Source organism: Ruminococcus sp. HUN007 (genome assembly GCF_000712055.1).
Classification (GTDB): domain Bacteria; phylum Bacillota; class Clostridia; order Oscillospirales; family Ruminococcaceae; genus HUN007.
The window spans coordinates 1,550,044-1,571,216 of sequence record NZ_JOOA01000002.1; the positions used below are offsets into that span (position 1 = coordinate 1,550,044).

General features: G+C 43.8%; 14 protein-coding genes. 1 reads left to right on the forward strand and 13 read right to left on the reverse strand.

Features of this window, described 5'->3' with window-relative positions; translation table 11 throughout:
• Window positions 1–9: 9 nt before the first annotated feature.
• From CC97_RS10855 to CC97_RS10910, 12 genes are all read right to left on the reverse strand, one after another.
• On the reverse strand, window positions 10–639 hold the full coding sequence (locus tag CC97_RS10855; RefSeq protein ID WP_044974984.1) for a Yip1 family protein: 630 nt from the start codon (window positions 637–639) through the stop codon (window positions 10–12).
• Window positions 636–2,117: an SMP-30/gluconolactonase/LRE family protein gene (locus CC97_RS10860; RefSeq protein WP_049962849.1), complete on the reverse strand. Its 1,482-nt coding sequence runs from the start codon at window positions 2,115–2,117 to the stop codon at window positions 636–638. Before CC97_RS10860 ends, CC97_RS10855 begins: the two co-directional genes overlap by 4 nt.
• A gap of 182 nt (window positions 2,118–2,299) precedes the next feature.
• The gene (locus CC97_RS10865; RefSeq protein WP_044974985.1) at window positions 2,300–3,172 is read right to left on the reverse strand and encodes a carbohydrate ABC transporter permease; all 873 of its coding nucleotides are present in this window, start codon (window positions 3,170–3,172) and stop codon (window positions 2,300–2,302) included.
• A complete protein-coding gene (locus CC97_RS10870) occupies window positions 3,172–4,083 on the reverse strand; it encodes a sugar ABC transporter permease (protein ID WP_242848168.1) in 912 nt (303 codons plus the stop codon). Before CC97_RS10870 ends, CC97_RS10865 begins: the two co-directional genes overlap by 1 nt.
• Before the next feature lie 166 nt (window positions 4,084–4,249).
• Window positions 4,250–7,144 carry an extracellular solute-binding protein gene (locus CC97_RS10875; protein WP_044974987.1) on the reverse strand — a complete coding sequence of 965 codons (2,895 nt, stop codon included), beginning with the start codon at window positions 7,142–7,144 and terminating at the stop codon, window positions 4,250–4,252.
• 308 nt (window positions 7,145–7,452) lie between these two features.
• Window positions 7,453–8,562 (reverse strand): nucleotidyltransferase family protein, encoded by a 1,110-nt coding sequence (locus tag CC97_RS10880; protein ID WP_044974988.1) that lies wholly within the window; start codon window positions 8,560–8,562, stop codon window positions 7,453–7,455.
• A complete protein-coding gene (locus tag CC97_RS10885; RefSeq protein WP_044974989.1) occupies window positions 8,549–10,270 on the reverse strand; it encodes an ABC transporter ATP-binding protein in 1,722 nt (573 codons plus the stop codon). Before CC97_RS10885 ends, CC97_RS10880 begins: the two co-directional genes overlap by 14 nt.
• Complete coding sequence (locus tag CC97_RS10890; RefSeq protein WP_044974990.1) at window positions 10,267–10,713, reverse strand: S24/S26 family peptidase; 447 nt, start codon at window positions 10,711–10,713, stop codon at window positions 10,267–10,269. The genes CC97_RS10885 and CC97_RS10890 overlap by 4 nt, the downstream gene beginning before the upstream one ends.
• Entirely contained in the window at window positions 10,706–10,966 is a 261-nt protein-coding gene (locus CC97_RS10895; protein ID WP_044974991.1) for a PqqD family protein, read from the reverse strand. Before CC97_RS10895 ends, CC97_RS10890 begins: the two co-directional genes overlap by 8 nt.
• Window positions 10,963–11,304, reverse strand: a complete 342-nt coding sequence (locus CC97_RS10900) for a hypothetical protein (protein ID WP_044974992.1) — start codon at window positions 11,302–11,304, stop codon at window positions 10,963–10,965. Before CC97_RS10900 ends, CC97_RS10895 begins: the two co-directional genes overlap by 4 nt.
• Window positions 11,301–12,035: a hypothetical protein gene (locus tag CC97_RS10905; protein ID WP_044974993.1), complete on the reverse strand. Its 735-nt coding sequence runs from the start codon at window positions 12,033–12,035 to the stop codon at window positions 11,301–11,303. Before CC97_RS10905 ends, CC97_RS10900 begins: the two co-directional genes overlap by 4 nt.
• A gap of 277 nt (window positions 12,036–12,312) precedes the next feature.
• The gene (locus CC97_RS10910; RefSeq protein ID WP_044974994.1) at window positions 12,313–16,455 is read right to left on the reverse strand and encodes a hypothetical protein; all 4,143 of its coding nucleotides are present in this window, start codon (window positions 16,453–16,455) and stop codon (window positions 12,313–12,315) included.
• A 961-nt stretch (window positions 16,456–17,416) separates the two neighbouring features.
• Between CC97_RS10910 and CC97_RS10915 the strand changes: the two genes are divergently transcribed.
• The gene (locus tag CC97_RS10915) at window positions 17,417–18,442 is read left to right on the forward strand and encodes a PDDEXK nuclease domain-containing protein (protein ID WP_044974995.1); all 1,026 of its coding nucleotides are present in this window, start codon (window positions 17,417–17,419) and stop codon (window positions 18,440–18,442) included.
• Window positions 18,443–18,649: 207 nt separating this feature from the next.
• Here CC97_RS10915 and CC97_RS10925 read toward each other — a convergent pair whose 3' ends face one another.
• A complete protein-coding gene (locus CC97_RS10925; RefSeq protein ID WP_242848215.1) occupies window positions 18,650–21,157 on the reverse strand; it encodes a glycoside hydrolase family 9 protein in 2,508 nt (835 codons plus the stop codon).
• Between the last annotated feature and the right edge of the window lie 16 nt (window positions 21,158–21,173).

The window sequence follows — 21,173 nt, forward strand, 5'->3', positions numbered from 1 at the left end:
TCACCGCCTTTAAACCTTGATCCTGTACTGGATCTCAGTATAGATAGAATAAATAAAAAGTCCCGCCTTCTGGAAAAGTGAAAGAACAAGCACCAGAAGAAACATCATTATAAACATTGAAACGATCGTAAGAAAAACCGCTGATACCGTCTTTGCCGCCGTGTACTGATGCACAGTTTTGACCGCATTGAAAAGAAGAACTCCGCTCCACAGTACTGCCGTACCGTAAACACATGAAATAAACACACCCTCGTCAGCTATGAGCACATTCGACATAAGTGTGGTGATAAACAGAGAAGCCACATACGGTATCAGTGCGTAGGCACTGAAAATACAGATACGGCGCAGCGTGCCCTCACCGTCAAGCAGAGTACAGACTGACCAGTTACCGACGACCCAGGCCGCAAACAGTACGATACTCTTTACTATGTAGGGAATTATGTTGAATATCCTGTCATAGCTGTCATGAAACTGAAAGCCGTACAGCCTGTCATGGATCACCGTTCCGGCAAAAAACAGAAAAACAATAATAAAAGCGTATTTAAGTGAACCGCTTTTCTTCCAGCGCATATCCTCAAAACCTTCGAAGGGATGGAATACCGCATGGCTCACCCACTGCTTTTCCGAAAGGTCCATCATAGAGCTTTTCCTCCTTTCTGCCGGCTGTCCGTCTTTTTCCTGAAACGCAGTACTGCGCACAGCACCACAGCCGCAGTTATAAGAAATGCAAGCAGCGGAAAATGTTCACTTATCCATTTTTCACGCGCGCCTTCAAAAGCACGGTCATAGCGCCATCCTGAATCGGCAAGCTTTGCGTATTTCATCGCTTCTTCATATCTGCCCTGATTTATATAGGCATCAGCTATTCCGATAAATGCTCTCCGGTAGCTGCCATCTCTTCCAAGCACCTCGAACCACGGTCCGAGAGCCTCGTCGTAATATCCGGCGTTGTAAAGGCGTTCGGCTTCATGCACTTTCCCGCCGAAATCAGTTTTTTCAAAAACAGTTATGGTATTTTTCTGCGAATCGGAAACGTAAACACATTTTTCCGTTGATTCAATGGCCGATACCTGTCTGAATGTCCCCGTCTGACTTCCCTTTCCGCCGAAAATAAAAAGCAGTTCGCAGTCTTCATCGTACTGGAACACTCTTCCGTTGGTGTAGTCGAGACAGTTCATATTACCGTAAGGATCAGTATCAATATCTATAAAAGAATTCTGAGGATAGTCGCTGTAGTCAGCCGTCGGTCTGTCACCGAATTCCGTGTAGATGCCCTCAAACAGATTGTAACCGGCTGCGTTTACTTTCTTGATCCTGTCAGTGTCCTGGGAAAGCGAGCTGCTGCATGTATAGATAAAGCCTTTACTATCAATGTCAAACCCTGAAACAGCCGAAGGGACTGTATTTGTCATATACTTACGCATTTCCTCACCGGCAAACAGCTTAAAAAAATGATCCTTAATGACTTTGCCGGTCTGTCCTACCCTGTTCGCACCGTAAAATCCCCTGAAACTTCCGTCAGGAGAAAACATAACAGCACCGGTATTTACATTTGAGTCAACTGCGTAGATGAATCCGGCCTTGTCACACAGCACCTTTTTCGGCATGAATGTTACCGCAGTGTACTGGTCTGAATCCGGTCGGGTGATGACAAGATCAGTCTTTCCTGTCTGGTCGCAGCGAATAATACGCGAATTATCCGTATCAGCAATGTAGATCATGCCTTCAGCGGAAACGTAAACTCCGCCGGGACTGCTTAAGACAAGCTTTTCTCCCTCATAATCAAACTCGGTCAGAACAGCAGACGCTCCTTCAAGATCACCGTCAGCTATTATGATACGGTCATTTCCGCTGTCTGCGATGTAAAATTTTCCGTCCTGCGCTATAAAAAGATCTGAGATCTCTGAAAATCCGGAAATTCCGAGATCTTTTCCGTAAACGCTTCGTACCGCTTCATAGCCGGCCTGTGACGGTATCGCATCTCCCCAGCGGTCATAGCTGTACGTGGCACTTGTCTGCTGAGCGGAAGCAGGATATGCATAAGAAAAGCAAAGCCCTGCCGCAGATAATGCTGCTGCTATTTTCTTTATCCTGTGCACATCCTCACTTCCTTTCATATTTCTTTCCTCTGGCTGCGAAATTTCTTTTACTGAAGGGGCGTGGGGGCGAAGCCCCCACATATCCTCCCCCTCCCTCAGAGAGCGTGTTACCCCAATTAAATCTTTATTTTGGTAATACGCTTCTGTGCTGCCTTCCCCCCTCCCTTGAGGGAGGGGGCAGGGGGTGGGTGATCCCGGCTTTAATCTTTAATTCCGGAGTGCGCCATAGTTTCAATTACGTTCTTCTGCGCTGCAACAAAGAATATCACCGGCGGTATCAGCATGAACACTGCCGCTGCCATTGCAACGCCCTGACGTGCTATACCGGAGGCCGCTGCCTGAGCGACTGCCGTCGGCAGAGTCTTGAGCGATTCGTCGAACACGTACGATCCGGACTGTATGTTCCACGCCGACTGGAAGGCAAATATCATAAGCGTCATAAGCGCCGGTTTCTGGTTCGGCATTACAATATTCCAGCAGGTGCGGAACATTCCGGCTCCGTCTACCTTTGCCGCTTCTATCATGGCATCCGGTATCTGGCTGATGGACTGCCTCATCAGGAATACGCCCATCGGGGTCGCAACTGACGGAAGTATCAGCGCAGCGTAGGTATCTATCATGCCAAGTTTCGCGATGACCATGTACTGGACTATGTAAATGACATTGCTCTGGTAGAGCAGTGATACGACAATAACTGAATTAAGGAATCTGCTTCCTTTGAATTTTCCCTTGGCAAGCACAAACGCCGCCATCGATGCGGTAAAGCACTGAGCCAGTGTTACTGCTGCCGTTACGAAAACGCTGTTTGCGACATATCTTGAAAAAGGCACCCACAGCTGTCCGGCCGCCCTGAACATCTCGCGGAAATTGTCGAGAGTCGGGTCCATGGCGTAGAATTTCGGCGGAAAAATGAACCATTCCTGCGACGGCTTTATCGACATTACCACTGCAAGGTATATCGGAAGGGCCATAAACAGAGCGAGAACAAACAGAAAAATGAAAATGCAGACTGTTCCGCCGTTCTTTCTGCCGGCTCTGCCGGATGAGGCCTTAAGTTTTTTTGCATCTGTCATTAAACCTGATCCTCCTCTGCCAGAACTCTGGTAATGAGCTTGTTCACACCGTACATCACAAGGAACAGCACGGTGCATATAGCTGAGGAATATCCCATCTCATAGCGGACCCAGCCGTAGTCGTAGGCATGGGTCATAACAGTATGCGCCGCATAATCCGTACTCGGAAATCCAACAAGGTTTCTTCCGACGATATCAGCGGTGAAAGCAGCGACTATCTGCATGACAGCGGCAAAAAGCATCTGAGGCTTCATTGCCGGAATGGTGATGTAGACAAGTTCCTGCCAGCGGCTCTTTATCCCTTCAACTGCGCCTGCTTCATACAGGCTTTTGTCGATATTCTGGAATCCGGCACGAAGTGCAAGAAATCCCGCGCCAAGGCTTATCCAGAGCTGAACGAGTATGACCACGAAAAGGATGTAACGTGAATCCGTGAGCCACTGTCTGGCCGATGTCAGTATACCGAGATCCATGAGAACCGAGTTGACGTATCCGTACTGGTCACCGCTGAAAATGAGCTGCCATACCGTGTAGACGCTCGCCATGGACGGTATGTAGAATATCAGCGTGAACACCGTCTTCAGACGTTTCGGAAGCTCGTTTATAAGCCATGCCAGCATAAAGCAGAGCACGTAGCTTACCGGTCCCGAAAATATCGCAAATATAAGCGTCGTCCTTATTGAGCGGATGAATATTCTGTCCGAAAGAAACAGATTTTTGAAATTGGAAAGTCCCGTAAAATGAGGCATATTGATCATATCAAAGTCCGTAAATCCCACCGGCAGTGAAATGAGCACCGGTATCACGGTAAACAGCACAAAAAACGCAAGAAACGGCGCCAGCATGAGCCAGCATTCGATGCTTTCAGATCTGTTGTAAGACCGCTTTTTTTTATTTTTTTCCGGCTTCAAGCTTTCGCCTCCTTTACACATGGTTTTAATGCGTACAAATTCACATATACTCTTTTAGTATACAATATTTCATGGGATTAATCAATAACATTTCATACTTAAATCAGATTAAAATAAAAAAAGCTTCGCACCATCACGGTATGAAGCTTTTTGGCGTAAACTGTAGTTATTCTGCAAGATCTTTAAGTTTGCGTTTTATTTCAGTATTTATGTCGCGGTTGTACCACATAATCGTGTCACGCGGGTTGCGGTGGCTGTTTACTGTTTCACGGAAGGCAGTCATGATGTTTCGGGTAACTGCGTAGGATGCCGGGATGACCGGGATCTCTTTGAGTTCACTCCGCTGGGCTTCGAGGATCTTAAGTTCCGAAGGGGTCCAGGAGAGATTTGAAAGTGCCTCCGTGTTTGCTGTGTCATAGCGTCCCATTGTTCCTAGCAGACCTTCGACCAGAGTGCCGTATTCCGACTGTACATCTGTCGATGTGAACCATTTAAGGAACTGCCATGCGTCGTCCTTGTTCTTTGTTTTCGTGAAGACAACCGCTCCGCTTCCTGCTGAGTTTGCCGCATGTGAAACTGTGCCGTCCGGGAGTTCGGTGCCCGGAACGAGAGTAAAGCCCCACAAGCCGTTGAGTTCAGGTGCAGCCGACTTCAGCTGATTGCAGAAAGTGTAGTTCTGTATCACGATCGGATAGGTTCCGTCGCGGAAACGGCTGAACGGGTCGTAGACCTGCTCGAAACGGTAGTCAGTGTACAGGTCAGTCCATTTTTCAAAGGACTGCACCGCACTTACGCTGTCGAACGTTGTGGAACTCATGTCGTCGTTATAGTAGCCGAGCCCGTTCTGTAGCATGAGAAGGGCAAATGTATGTCCCGGTTCAGTCGAAGCTGAGATATTCGAGGACGGGAGCACCAGACCTGCGTGAAGATTATTACGCTGCAGGGCAGGCATCATTTCCACAAGGTCGTCCCAGGTCTCAGGAAGCGTGGTTATTCCAGCTTCGGTGAGGATATCCTTGCGGTAGAACATAACCGGAAAGCTCTGTGAAAGCGGCATTCCGTATACTCCGCCGTCGTAGGTGTACTGGGTCATGGCTTCTTCCTGGAAGTTTTGTTTTGCATCTTCAAAGCCGTCTTTTTCGTCAAGTCTTTCAAGAAGTCCTCGTGCAGCAAGGTTTACCGGAAACTCACCGCCAAGGAACAGCGCCACGTCCGGACCTTTTCCGGCAAGAGCCGCTTCAACAACTCCGCCCTGAACTATGCTTATATTGACCGGTATGTCGTATACCGGAGTAAATTCCGATTCGACCAGCTCCTTTACCGCAAGGGCCTGATCACGTCCGAGACTCACCCAGACATCCAGTGCGTCTTTCTTCTCCGAGCCGGAAACGAGACTGTAATCCTGATCAAACGACGCAAAAAAGGCCTTTGCTCCGAACGCAAGAGACGAGAAGAAGTTTTCCTTTACCGGTGAAAACTCCGCATCTGCAGAAGCTATCTCAATATAGTCGATCTCAAGCGGCTGATCGCGGTAGTCACGTATCCACGATGAAATGGCCGCAATGTTGTCCTTTAACTGTGAAAGATACATCGGAATACGTGCCGGTTTTTCGGTACATTTATCGAGAATAACGTACATACGCTCGATGCCCGCAGCTTCGGATCCGGTAAATCCGGTAAGATTCTCTATGCTTTTCTTTATCTCCTTCAGCCTGCCGGAAATGTTCTTAAAATCGCCGGTTATTTCCGGAATTACACGGTCAACATTGTAGTCCGTGTACTTGTCAGGCGAAGGGCCCGTGATCATAAGTATTCTTCTGTAGTATTCATTAAGTTCGCCCACCACCGGTTCAAGGCGCCTCATAGGCTCACCTATATCGCCCGGAACGGCTTCCATGGTGATGGTATGTGTGTTTCCGGCAGTAAGATAAACGTAAATATCTTCGCCGCCGTCAGTCTGCGGAATGACGTTCTGCCAGTCGTTGTCATACCTGAAACGGACATTTTCAAATTCACTGCACGGAACCGTGCCGTCAATGTATATGCGCCTTGCAGAATTGAATCCGCGCATGTAGCGCTGTCTTGCTTTAATACCGAGGCGGTACCATCCGTCCGACTTTATCCCGCCGGCCGGTATTTCCCAGGTGATGGTCTGAAACGCCTTCTGCCAGTTATTGTCGCCGATCGTGTTGTAGACAAGATGTCCCGGATCAGCCGGTGAAGCAAGATAGCTTGCATTGTCCGAAGTAGGATAAAGTGTTGAATCCGACTTGAACGCCGCATCCTCGCCCTCTATACGTATCAGTGCGGATACCGTACCGTTTATTTCATCCGCAGAAGGCTTCGTTTCCTTATAGGACGGGATCTGCTTTCTGCCGTAAAATTTTATATATTCAAGAGCAATGTACGCCCTCGATGCTTCAAAAGTTATTTCGTGAGTTCCCTTTGTAAGATAAAACAGAAGCGGAGCGTTATAGAGTCCGTCCGGATCGTTAAGTGAAGTCTCACACCATCTGCTCTGCTGGACCTGTGCAGGTCTTATCTGGTTTCCGGATGAGTTTACAGTTATCTCCTTTTCATTTACCCAGACTCTGTTAAGGGTTATGCGCGAAGCAGCGTCGAACGGCACTTCACCGTCGACGGAAACCGAAAGCTCCGTAGAAGCCGCATTTCCCACCGGTGCATAGGAAAGATCCATACAGTATACCGCCGTTTCCGGTATTTCAACTTTATACGAAAGCGTTCCTTCAGCCGAGTTCCAGACAAGCGCGTCCTTAGTCACACCAGCCGCATCGGTAAATGCCTTCTTCGTAAAATCCCCGTTTTCAGCTTTCAGATGATCTTCCGCCTTTACGATAACTTCTGCGGATGCAGGTTTCTGCGATGAATACTCGCTGTAGTAATCATGATAACTGCGCTTTTCAGTGTATTCTATTTCATACGAAAGCGGATCATCAGAAGCAGAGACTACATTGAAAGTACAGAGTGATGCATTTGAAAAAGCAAACACAAAAGCAGCAGACAAAGCTGCATATCTTCTGATTTTTCTTGTTTTGTCCATCACACTGTCACCTCCGTCCGATCAGAACAATGTCAGATTTTGTCCGGATCTGCATTATTCCATATACTTAATTAGTATACAATATTTTATAGGATCAATCAATAGTTTTCGCAAGACTTTCATATATGGAAATGCTGATCAGTTATTAAAGCATAGTCATGTCCGCAGTCCGGGCTTCGCTGTCATCATTTACGTATTTCCGGCGAAAAAAAACCGGAAGCAGATTTGATTTTCTGCTTCCGGTAAATGTGTTTTATGTTATGATCACTATCCTGCTGATTTTTTTAATTCAGTTTCCCGCCGTTTTCTTATCGCTTGCAAAGCAGTTTAAATTCAGATAAAACCTTTTTTCTGTTCTTTGTAAGTCCCATAACAGCACGGTAGAAAGGAAGGAACGGTATGAGCCATTTGTGTCTGTAAAAGAACGGGTACCACGACTGGATGAACTCCATAGGGATGAAGATCCTGCTAAAAATATATTTCGCCTTTGAACCTCCGCTCTTTGTCATGAGATTTCCGATATTATTGGCGACTGTTCCGTATGATCCGGAAAAGATATGGTAATCAAGAAGCTTTGTTTCCTCTTCGGTCAGATCATCTGTTTCAAGGAACTTAAGTGCAAGCTCACGGTTGTTCTTTTCATACTCTTCAATGCCGAGTTTTTTTAATTCTTCAGCAATGTAGTCCCAGTCCATGGAATCGCTGAACTTTTTTAAGAATACATAAGTATCCACAAGCGAACGCACACCTGTTCCGCCGGCTGCAAAATGTTTGTATTCATGTGCTGTTATATAAATATAAAAATCTTCTGTTCTGAAATGATAGCCGTAATCATTGTTCTCATCTTTTATAAGGCGGTCTTTCACATCGCCATAGTATTCGTGGAGATTACCAGCATTTGCGGTATGGAAAAGTTCATTGTGCATTTCGAAATTGCAGACCGGCTCCTTGTGATAGGCATCGTCGTTGCCTTTTCCGTAGTGCTCACATTTAAAGCCCAGATCTTCCATGATCTCCTTTATACGCGCACGTTTGCTGCCGTCACATAAAATATCATTGTCGGACATCTGACGCATACCAAGTCTCGGATACCAGTCCTTTAACAGTGAGCCTTTAAGCGGCATGTACCAGATCTTTTCCTTTTCAAGGCGGTCAAGTATCTTCTTACGTTCAGTATCCATAAGAATATTCTTGCGTATCGCCTTTTCCTTTGCCTGACTGAAGTTTTCGTCTTTAATTCCTGCCGATTCAAGTGCATACGCTACACAGGCGGTAAGAGAGTGTTTCTGACACACGTAAAACAAGCCTTTGAGATCAATCTCGTAAAGTCTTTCCTGATCATGTGATGTTCCTCTCAGTACGCATGAAGTCAGCCAGATCATGTCAAGTGCGTTTTTTCTGTATTCATTCTGTTCCATGTTTTTCGATTACTCCGTTTTCTGTAAACTGCAGTATCCTGTCGCATATGTCAAGTGCCGCAGGACGGTGTGTGACTATGACAACTGTTTTGTCAGTCATTGTTTTAAGGTTTTCAAGTACTTTTCTTTCCGTCTGTTCGTCAAGCGCACTTGTTGCCTCATCAAGAAGAAGCACAGGGCAGGCTGAAAAAACTGCTCTTGCAATGGCGATTCGCTGCATCTGTCCTTCAGAAAGTCCTGCACCGCGTTCGCCGAGAAGAGTATCAGCGCCCTGTTCAAGTTCAGACACGAACTCATCGGCACAGGCGATCTTCAGTGCTTTATTCAGTCTTTCGTCATCGGTGGAAGCTTTTTTTTCGGCAAATGAGATTATCTCCCTTATTGTACCGCTGAAAAGCTGGTTTCCCTGCGGAACATAGGCAAAAAGCCGACGCCATTCCGGTGAAAGCTCCTTTTCACCTTCCGTGGATTCAATATACCTAATTCCTCCGTCAAGTCTGTAAACACTCATAAGGAGCTTTAATACTGTAGATTTTCCGCATCCGCTGTGTCCGGTAAACGCAACATATTCACCTTTTCGTATGTCAACACTGATGTTTCTGAACACAAGCGGCATTTCTTCCTTGGTAAGGTCGCTTATTCTGTCAACTACAGGATAGTAGGTAAACTCCGCGTTCCTTATTCCGAAACCCTTCATTTCTTTTTCGTAGAATGAGTTTACTTCCTCTGCCGTAAGAACAGTGTTTTCGCTGTCATCAGTGAATTTTTCTATTTCCATTATTCGTTCAGCACTTGCCGTCATTGCGTAGAACTTCGGCAGGTAGCCAGTTATATTGGCAAACGGAGACTGTATCTGGGAAATGAGCTGGGTAACGGCTGTGAGTGTACCGTAGCTTATTGTTGAAGTAAGAATACCGTAACCGCACCAGCATACTCCGAGAAGATACATTCCCTGCATTCCGGTCTGAAAGCCCATATTGCATATGTTCGAAAACCGGTTTTTCTTCATTCTTGCGGCCTTGTGCACTTCCATTTTCTCTGTTGATTCTGATTCAGTCTGATCTTCGGCTGCAAAGGAACGAATCATCATCATACTGCCGATGTGCTCCTGAAGAAAAATACGGAGTTTTCCGTCTTTCTCCTGGATCTGCCGGTGAAGGCGCTTGATATTTTTACGAAAGGCATAAGTGAAAAAGAGCATCACACATCCGGCAGGAATAAGGAGTGCCGCAAACTTTGGTTCAAGAGCAACTATCATGACAGCTGCACTCACAAGCTTTACCGTCATGCCGGCTGCTCCCGGAAGTATTTCAGTAAAATTATTAGCCACTACCATGCAGTCATTTGTCAGACGGTTCATCCATTCTCCGGAATGTACTGCACTAACAGAGGAATAGTCCTTGCAGAGCAGGTTATGAAACAGTCTGCTTTTAAACCGGTTTTCAAGCGATGAACGTGACTGTTCCTCAAGGTAACGTATCATGGCACTGAGCATTACCTGCCCGAGAACAAGAAGTGCGGTGTAAATGCAGTTTCTGAAAAATCCTTCCCGGTCATGCGCCACTGCACTGTCTACAATGTTTCTGAGAAACAGTGCGTACAGCACACCGGATCCGCCGTTCAGCGCCTGCACCAGCATAAGTGCTGCAACGTAATATTTCTTTTTACCGGTAACGTGCCAGAGCCATTTTAGTGAGTTGTTTTTCATCCTGATCGTAATTTCTTTCTTTTCATTCTTTTAAGTTTAGATACAACATGGGTGATCAGTGCTCTGACAGGGAAAAAATCACACCACAGGTGGACGTAGAGTTTGTATTTCCAGTTATCAACGGAAACTTCCTTTCCGTTGCGAATGACCGCAGAAAGCACACCTATTATGTGTCTGTCGGAAATGCCGTATTCCTTTACCCAGCGGTTATCACCGCAGATAACATAATCGTCCTTCCTGACTTTTAATATTCTGTGAAGAACGTACTGACCGCTGTCACGCCTGTAAAGCGGAACGTCATACTTCTTCAGCCTGCCGTTTACAGATTTTATTACCAGAAGATCACGGTCCTGCTTGATAAGGGGCATCATGCTGTCGCCCTTGTTGGTGTAGATGAGCTTCCCGTTCTGAGAAAGCTGCTCCTCAAAGGTGGATTTATTCATCTATCGCTCCGATTTTTCTAAGCTGGTCGATTATTTTTAAGGCATCACGTTCAAGTACATCACGCGGAGCATCGTATTCCCTGGCCATCTTTGCTACGATCTCCTCCGGTGTAGTTTCAGTTTCAAGACAGTTTATAATAAATCCCGCTGTCGGATTTCCTCTTACAAGTCCTGAAAACTTTGCTGCCCCTGTTGAAACGAGAAGCTTTTCGTTTCCGTCTTCGTGTGCTATAAACTTATTACTCAGTTTCATAATTTCAACTTCTTTCTTATACTTATAATATATTTTTCAAGCCGTTTTCTCTCTTTTTCACTTTCAAAAAGATACTTTCCGGCTGTTTTTTTCACTTTTTCAAAATTACCGTCGTGAACACCTGCCGATTCAAGTGCACAGGCAACACATACTGTAAGTCCGTGCTTCTGACATACGCCGAACAGATTGGCATCAAGGTCTTCGAGAAGTCCTTTATCGGGAATAACACCGTTCAGTGCACATAAAGCAAGAATGATCATATCGGCTTCACTTTTCCTTATTTCATTCGCGGCGCATGTGATCAGAAAATCAGGATCTTCGTTAATTTTACTTATCATTCTTTCATTGCACTGTAAGCGACTTTCGCCGCTTCGATGTCCATATTGCACGCAAGTCTGTAAAGTCTGACGCTGTCAGCCATTTCGTCGATAAGTCTGAGAGTTTTCGCCATCTGTAAAGCATCTTTCGGACGGTACACCTGCTGCAGGAGCATAGCGTAGGCATCGGATTTGCTAATACGGACTATCTCATTTTTCTCACCGCGTTCGAGAATGCAGATTGCCTTAAGCGGAACCGAAATGTTTGTACCCAGTCTGTGTTTTCCGTTGTACGGAGTGCCGTATACGGTAACGCCATCATCGGTAACTTTAATTATAGGCTTGTCGTCATTTACCATGACAGCCTTTTCTCCGAAATATTCACGCCAGAGACGTGTATGAGTAGACTTGCCTGTTCCCGATTTTGCAGTAAACAGATAACCTTCGCCGTCAACAGCAATAACTGAACCGTGGAATACGAACGAATCGTAGTCCGGCATTTTTTCAGCTATTTTACGGTAGACTGCGGTCGATTCATAGACACCGTCGGAATAAGCAGGTACGGGTTTGCCTTCGAATTCATATTCCTTTCGGGTTATTTCTTTTTCATTTTCAATGTCTTTTTCATTTGTTTCGACTGAAAAATCCGTCGCATTTTCTGATTCATAACCTGCACAGTATTTCTGCACTTTATCGTTTACTGATTTTATTTCAACAACTTTTTCTGCAAATTTATATTTTCCTTTGAACATCTTTCCTCCATAAAGCAAAGAATTAGTAACAATTTGCTTTTTTAAACAAAAAGGAATAGACACCACACCCCCGAAGGAGCATGATGTCTATTATTTTAATCTGAGTGAAAATTATTCAGCGTCACCGCCATCTTCATTAACGTCAGATGTTGTGATAACATCTTCAGCATCGAAGTTGATGATTCTGAGCTCAGCTTCTGTGTACTTCTGCATGGATTTCTCCTCCTTCCAACCTTGGGCGTTATATATTCAGGCTTTTGCCGGAATAATCAGTAAATTAAGGGGTAACAGGATTGTCTTCTACATTTGCTGTGATATTATCAGCATAAATGTACTGTTCAATTCCAGTCTTGTTATCCTTAACCTTTACAAAACCACGAACGTATACCTTGTTATTATCAACCTTCTTGATATTAAGTGAATAGGTTACGCCGTTAGTGCTGATAGCACTTCCTGCTTTCTTATTGATCTTAAATGCATCAGTAGCACTTACGTTAGCTTTTTCTACTGTAAAGTCTGTAGTATCAGGCGCACTGTCAAGACCGTTAGCATAAATGAAGCCGTACTCACTTACAGTAACATCACTCTCTGCTGCGCTTTCGTCTAACTTACGAGTGCTTTCGAATCTTGCAGCTGGCTTACCATCGTTAGCTGTTGTATTTCCATTTACACATTCATCTGTAACTGTTACAAGCTTCTTAAGCTGCTTAATGCTGATATCTGCAAAGTTGTAGTTTGCGCAAGTTACATCTGCACCATAATTTGCTGTATTATCACCAACATAGTTAATATACTTTATGAATCTTGCACCGTCTTCGTTCTCAACAACGATGAATGCACGATATCTTACACCGGCACCATTGTCAACAAACTTAACAGTATAAGAACTCATATTAGCTGTTGTCTTGGATGTCTTCTTAATGAATGTATTTGCTGTATCGTTTGCAGCTTCCAGAGTCATATCCTGCCACTTACTGATATCAGCTGCTCCTGCAGGTTCAGCAACATTAGAATAGATGTAACCAGCTTCTACTACCTTTAAGTTTTCTGAAGCATTAGCATTCTTTGTTATTGTAAACTTTGCCTGAAGCTTGTTCTTGCTGCTTTCAGTGTATGCAACCGGAGGAGTCTGTACTTCTGCAATTTCAAATGCATTTGTCATCTGAGCATTAACAGCAGATGCATAATCTGTTCTCATGATATCAGCTGCATAATCATCAGTATATACAGTCCACTCTGTGTTTGTCGCAACATTCTTAAGTGTTACAAACGCTCTTGCAGTTACGCCAAAGCCTTTGTCTGCAATTGAAAGTGAATAGTTTCCGCTGAAGCTTGGAGTTTTAGCATTGTAAACCTTGATTGTGTTGCCATTCTTCTCCTTGCCTTTATTCTCAACAGTAAGATCAGCCGCAGTTAACTGGTTATTATTCTCCTGATTAGCATAAACATAACCAAGTGCTGTTACTTCAAAACCTTCAGAGAATTCCGGTACTTCCTTTCTGTTAAATGTAAACTTAACAGCCGGATTACCACTACCATTTATCACACCTGTTGTTGGCATCCATGATAAAGCAATAGCTTTCTTAAAGCTTACCCCGTCAATTACAGACCAATCAAGCTTAAGTGTACCTGTGTAGTTATTCTTACCCTGAATCTTAGTAGTATAGTTGCCTTCCTTATTAGCACTGATAGTACCAGCTAAGTAGAAATCATATCCCTTAAAAAGTTCGGTGCCTTCTGCAGTTGTAACCGTAATATTCGGCTTTCTGTAATTGGTTCCACCAGTAGTAACCAGTACAGTTTCAGGAGCACTTGCTGTTGCAAAACCGTTAAGATTAATAGGGTCAACCTTTGCGGTAATCGTAATAGCACCATTATCAATGTTATTTAATAAAGCGTAATTAGTTCCAAGTGCCTTAACTACTTCTGCAGGTACTGCTTTAAACTCATATTTGAGGGCATTGACCATTGGCATCTTTTCTGTATCTGTGTCGCCGCCAAGTGTGATTGCTATTTTACCAAGTTCAGCATTTACTGCGTCAGCATCCTTTTCAAGAACCTCATCAGTAAAAAGCTTAAACTCTGATCTGTGATCTTTTCCATCATAAGTAACAGATTCCTTATTGAATGAAACCTTTACTTTTTTAGCTACAACGGTGATATCAGCTGTAGCAACTGTCTCTTCTGCATTTACAGCAGATACAGTATACTCATTGATGTAATCACGCAGTTCTGTAATTACTTCTAAATTGTCAGCATTCTCGTTATAGTTAATGCCTGTTAAGGTATTAATAGCCGCCAACGTACTTGTTTTATCGTTTTCTAACTTTGCCATAATACCAGCAGCATCAAATGTTTTAACATCAATTAAAAGATCTTCAGTCACATTTACAGATTCCGGAAGCGCTGTAGGAGGAACAAAATTGCCAAATACTGTTTCGTAAGCTGCTCTGAAAACAAGCTTTTGTTCCTGATCGGCAACTAAATATTTTTCAGCTAACTCTTTCTCAAAAACAGGTGTAAGCTTGTATGTAACGCCTGACTGATCGCCTTCAAATTCATCTAATGCGAAATCAAAGCTGTCACCATATTCATAGTCAAGACCATTCACCTTCACCGGATCTTCATCTTCAACTGAATCTGCGCGAATGATAGCAGATTTGAACGCAGCATCTGAATACCACTTAAATTCCTGTACTATACCATCATAATCATTGATGCCTACAATTACAAGTGTATGAATACCTCTTTCTGTTGAAGTTACTTCACCTTCGATTATATAGTCTTCATTTTCATCTAATGTTTTTTCGCCGTTCTTAACTGTAATTCCTGGTCTTACCCAAGCTCCATCCTGGTCTTTAGGTTTCTGAAGAATCTCAAGATTTGGATACGCTACATATACGCCTTCCACTGAGTTAATTGTCCAGCCATCCACAACGCTAACATTAAGATTATCGTCTATCGGTGAAATCTTAAATTCCTTCTCGATGTGGTAATCACCAATGCCTTCTGTTGAGCACGCACCCTCTTCGTCGTAGAGATAGATATCAGCTACTGCTTTATAGCTGCCAGCGTTTTCCGGCTGAGCATCAAGAACATTTCCATTCTTGTCCTTATAACTGATAACTATCTGGCATGAAAGAGTTGACCAAACTGCAGCAGCTTCACCGTTTTCAGAATTATCAGCATTGCCAATTGGTTTTACTACAAAATCATAAGGGCTTCCAGCAGTAATTGGATTACTTGTATCAAAACCGAAATGATAAACAACATCTTCATCAGTGATCTCAGTACTTGTAGCTGTGATTTCTTCGCCGTTTTCTGCTACGGCGAAATTCCAGTTCTGGTCAGCATGTGTGATGAATATATCGTTGTAAGGAGCTGTGAATGTATACTCATATTCATTTGTATTTGAATTAAGTGATCTCGGAGAAGACACTCTTAAGTCTTTGTTTTCACCTGTAAGATCAAGTACACCATTACCGTTTGTATCCTCAAACACTGCAATATCTTTTATAGTTGAACCGATCTTATAACGGTTATCCGGGTAAACCGTTGAATTAGGGAGTATTGCTGGATTTTCACTATTGGTTACATCGTATATGGATGTATTCTTATCATCTCCTGAAATTTTGATCGGTTGTGCATTAGGATCTATGCTTTGAGCAACGCTCCATTCTGTTGCCCTTTCCGCTATTATTACATCTTTTCTTCCGACAACAAATGTATAAACATACTTTGCGCCGTCAGCAGCGTTTTCTTCAGCTTTTTTAACGTAAGCGCTGAATCTGACATCGTTCTCGTTTTGTAAAACAACAGGTGTAATGTTTAAAGCCTTCTTTGATCTGATTACATACTCATAACCGGTCTTTACTTTAGTAAATTCCTGATCTATACCTGTTATGTGAACCTCACTGCCATTCTGCTTAATAGATATTATATCATCCCACACAGGTTCAAAATTAATATGAAGTCCTTCATTAACAACTGGATCTTCCCATGTGAGTGTGAGTTCCTTCTTTTCTGCATCAATAGAATCAACGTAGATGCCTAAACCTGAAGTTATATTTGTATTATCTTTATCATCATCATCTCTGAAAGTTGCGACAGGTAATGCACCATTATCATCGCTGTCAAAAATACCTGATTCGTTTATTTTAACAACACCTGTGTAGGTCTTGCTTTCAGCATTTGTTCCGTTAGTTTCATCCTTAACTGTACCAGGAAGTACGGTTACTGTCCATGTTTCACCTGGTCCGGCTGTGATTGTTTCAGGCAGCTCAGATCCTGCACTTAAATTTATCTCATCCGCATGAACAATACTTGTAACAATTCCGCTTAAATCACTCGGAAGCATTGTTGTTGTCATAGCCAGTGATGTTACAAAGGCTGCAGTTCGTTTCCAACTCTTTCTTTTCATCGTAGTTTCCTCCTAATAATCATAAATCATAAACGATTCGTATTTATAATACAAAAAAGCGTGCCGCGGCGAGGCAGTTCAGTACTGTCTGCGGGACACACTTGTATTACCGTTATTAACTTCCGAAAAGGTCAGAATCATACCGTGAAAATCATTATTATATTCTGATATAGCTAATGATACAAAATTAAAATTACCCCTCACGGTCATTCTCCCCTTTCCTCATAATCTCTGGCTGAAAGCCTGACTGAATTTCCCTGGTTTCCTGCCAGATACGCTGTACCATTTTCAATTCTTATAGACCCGAATATGGTGCAGTGGATTTCAAATTGTCATATCCATGAAATGAATATGTTCATATTGTAAATCTTTTTTTTTTTGTCAACAGTAATTTCAAAACTATTTATTATTTTGTAGCAAACTACAATCATTCGCTCATCATTTTAGTAACATTAACAAAACAATTTCATGATTTATCGCTCATATTATGTCATTTCAGTTAAAACTCACAAAAACTGATTACAATCTGAAAACGTATTTTTGTTCCGTGTTCGGACTATTTTCTGACACATATATCATATGAAGCTTATATATGGCAATAGGCTGAATTCTGTTTATCGGCATATTTGTTATAACTGTTGCGTTTGACAAAAACACTCTTTTATCATTTTTTCAGTTCGTTTTCAAGGTGAAGCTCTGATTGTATTTCATAACTCGTTCTTAACATTTGCTGCGGTAGCAGCAAATTATCAATAGCACAGGTCAGCTCGGAGAGGTGGGCTGTACCATTGTCTCGGGAAAGCAAAACAGAAAATGCCTGTGCTTACCTGCGCACTATACAGGAATTCTAGCGTGAACCTTCAAAACAATATTGCATTTTTCAAGCCTTATATGATATAATAATTCCAATACTTTCTGTGATGATAACTTCATCACATGAATCTCTAAATGAGGTATTGTTATGAATGAAATAGATGTAACAGATAGAAATGATCCTGAATATACTGCTCTGCTCAACAACGTGAGCAACGCAATAGAAAAAGGCAAAGGAAAAGCTGCTGCCGCAATCAATTCTGCAATGGTTCAAACATACTGGCAGATTGGTCAGTATATCGTTGAATTTGAACAAAGTGGTCATGAAAAAGCCGAGTATGGTTCAAACACCTTGAAAATGCTTGCCGCTGACCTCAGCATCCGTTATGGTAAAGGTTACAGTTGGAGCAATATATATCGTATGCGACAGCTATATCTCTCTTATGAAAATTTTGCGACACTGTCGCAAAAATTGAATTGGAGTCATTACGTTGAGCTTTTGAAGATTGATAACAGTGCCGAGAGAGCATTTTATGAGAGAGAATGCATCGCCGAGAACTGGGGCGTTCGTGAACTGAAACGTCAGATGAAAAGTATGCTCTATCATCGGTTAGCTCTGAGCGGTGATAAGAGTGAAGTGATGCGGCTTTCACGTGAAGGTCAGATCATAGAGAAGCCAGAGGATATTATAAAAGAGCCTTATGTACTTGAATTCACAGGACTTCCTAATCTGCCTGTTTACAAAGAGGGTGATCTTGAAGAAGCACTCGTTAATAATCTAAGCCAATTCTTTCTTGAACTCGGCAAAGGCTTTACCTATGTCGGCAGACAGCAGAAGATGGTCATTGCAGGCAGGACATACAAAGTAGATCTGGTGTTCTATCATCGTATCTTGAAATGCTTTGTACTTATTGACCTGAAAATCGGTGAAGTTCAGCACGAGGATATTGGGCAGATGAATTTTTATCTTAACTATTATAAGCAGGAAATGAACACTGAAGGTGACTCTGAACCGATAGGCTTGATACTCGGTGCTTATCAGGACAAACTGGTCATGCAATACGCTCTCCAGAATATCACCAATCAATTATTCGTAAGCCGTTATCAGTTATATCTTCCAGACAGAGAACAGCTTGAAGCTGAGTTTCGCAGATTTATGAATGATGAGGAATGAATGTTACAGAATAAATTCTTTTTATATTTTTACATTTTCTGCGGAAGCAGCAAATTATCAATAGCACAGGTCAGCTCGGAGAGATGGGCTGTACCGTTTGTGAGCTGTGAGGAACACTCTCATTTTTACAGTAACAAAAAACCGGAAGCAGATTTTGCATTTTCTGCTTCCGGTCTTGTTTTATAATTTGATCTTACCTTTACTTTATCAAAACTTCGTTATCTTCTTTGAAAGATACTGTCTGAGTCTTGCAAGGTCTGTAAGTGCTACTGTTCCGTCGCTGTCAACGTCGGCTGCCTTGAGTCCGTCTTCTGTTACCCCTTTCTTATCGAGGAGATAGATTGAAAGAAGTGAAAGGTCTGTAACGTCGATGCTTCCGTCACTGTTTACGTCGCCGATCATGAATTTGACTGCAGTCGGTGATGTTGTTGGTTTAGGTGATTCTGTCGGCTTTGGTGATGCTGTCGGCTTCGGTGATGCTGTCGGCTTCGGCGATGCTGTCGGATCTGCCTTCGGGATATTGGTATCGCCTTCTATCGGTTCACCGTAAACGAGTTTGCCATTGTAGAAGAGCGGGATCTTGTGTGTCTCGCCGAAGAAGTCGCTCTTTTCGAGGCCCTCACGGCTGTAGTCGTTTGTCGGATCCCAGTTGCTCTTGAACTCGCTGTCCTGAGCTGCGATAAGTCCGAGCTGGATGTCTCTTGTTCCGTAGAACTTGTAGTCGCCCCAGTCCATTTCGATGTAGTAGTTTTCATCATCCACCTTAAACGGACCTGTAACGTTCGACTTGTATTCGCCCTTTGTATCTGACTCGATCTGGTCGTAGTAGATCTCAACGCTTACGTCGTCAATACTCTGACCGTGTTCAAGAAGCTCGCTGATATTGAAGTAATATCTTGCCTTGAAACCGTTGATGTATGCTGGAGGTGATACCTGAGCACCTGTTACTCTTACAGTAAACTGTGTTCTTTCCTTGTTCTCCTGGTTGATGAGTGCCTCAACGAAATAGGCTGTTGTTTCTTTCTCCTTCGGAGGGAAGATTTCGTCAGCCTTCATGTCATCTGTGCCGAAGTAGTTGTAAAGGCCGGCACATGCACCGGTAAATCCGGCATTGTAGTCAACCGCAACTTCATTGTAAACGAAGTCGGCCGTGATATCTCTGTGGTAGTCACCGTCATCAGGACCGCCTACGAGAGCGCCCCAGAGTACATGTACGTCATCAACAGGATCGTCCATTGAAAGTGTTGTAGATGCATGGGCAGCTCTGTGATGCGGATGTGAAGCTGAATTGTCAGCGTATCCGACGATGTAGCAGCGGTTCATAGGGTTCTTGCCCATGATGTATTCCATCTGACCTTCAGCCCATTCAGAGAACTGTGAGTCCTCCTCACCTCTTGCTGCTGTTTCCTTCTGGTAAACGAGAGCGCAGAGCTGAGCTGCTGTGTTGTAACGTGCTGAACCGTAAGGGTTGAGCACTGCGAATCCTGCAGGTGAAGTAGGAAGCTTGTCAGTGTCGTTGCCTATCTTGCCTGTAGGCTTGTACTCAGTCTCCCAGAGATGATCGGCAAGAACGCCTGTATCAGCATGAGGAAGTCCTGACCAGTATTCAAGGTTCCATCTGAAAATGTACCAGTCACGTGCTGTGTTTGTAATAGGTGCGAGCTTTGCAAACACGCCGCCCCATACTGTATCCCAGCAGTGTACCCATATGTTCTGCCAGATGTTGCCTGTGTTTCTGATGATACGCTTCATATAGCCTGTGTATTCATAGAAGCCTTCTGCATCAGGTGTATCGGAAATACTGATGATGGAGTCAATGTAGCTCTTTTCACCTGTACATTCATAGAGCCATACTGCAGCCCATGAAAGTTCGTCCCAGGCATAGCTTGAATCGTAGAAGCTGCTGCCGTAGCCGAGGCTCTCCTTGTCGTTGAACTCCTCATCGAAGTCATCGATATAGTGATGTGTCTCGACTGCAAAGTCATAGAGTGCAAGAGCAGTCTTCAGTGATTTTTCAGCATATTCAGGATCAGTATCCTTAAAGTTTAAGTAGTTGATCGCAAGTGAAGCAGCGGCACCTGCACAGCAGTCCGATGCCGGCTTGTCAGCTGTGGCAAAATACGCCGGTCTTGCAAAATCGTCGAAATGGGCCATATCCTGAAGTTCCGGAGGATTCCAGTAGTTATGGTCGTTGTCGCCCTCTGCCACCTGATAGCAGTAAGCGATGACCTTGCCGTCCTTGTCCATGAAAGTTGCTTTCATGTAGAAGTCGTTGAACCATCTGAGAATGTCCTCAACGTGTTCCTGCTCACCGGTCTTGATGTAGGCGTCACGGAATTCATAGTAGCCCCAGCCTACTGTTGAAGCGGCATAGGAACCCGGAAGTCCGAACTTAACGTGGTCGCCGGCGTCGTGCATACCACCGCCGAGATCAACTGTTCCGTCGCCGTCCGGATCGAGAATATCCTTGTACTTGTCGATAAAATCCTGTTCAAGGTCAGTACCGATGTACATGTGCTTCTTTTCATTTACGATCTCCAGCGGCTGAAGAGGAATGTTATAGTCCTCTACGTGACAGTCACCGCGCCATTCGAGATAACCGTCAGTTATTCCCGCACCGCACTTGTTGGCGTCGTAGAATGTAAGGGAATACTGGAGCGCCTTGGCGAAGTTTACTTCAACGTCATCGTAGCTGAAGGAAGAAGGATCAGGCATGTCCTTGCTTGTTATC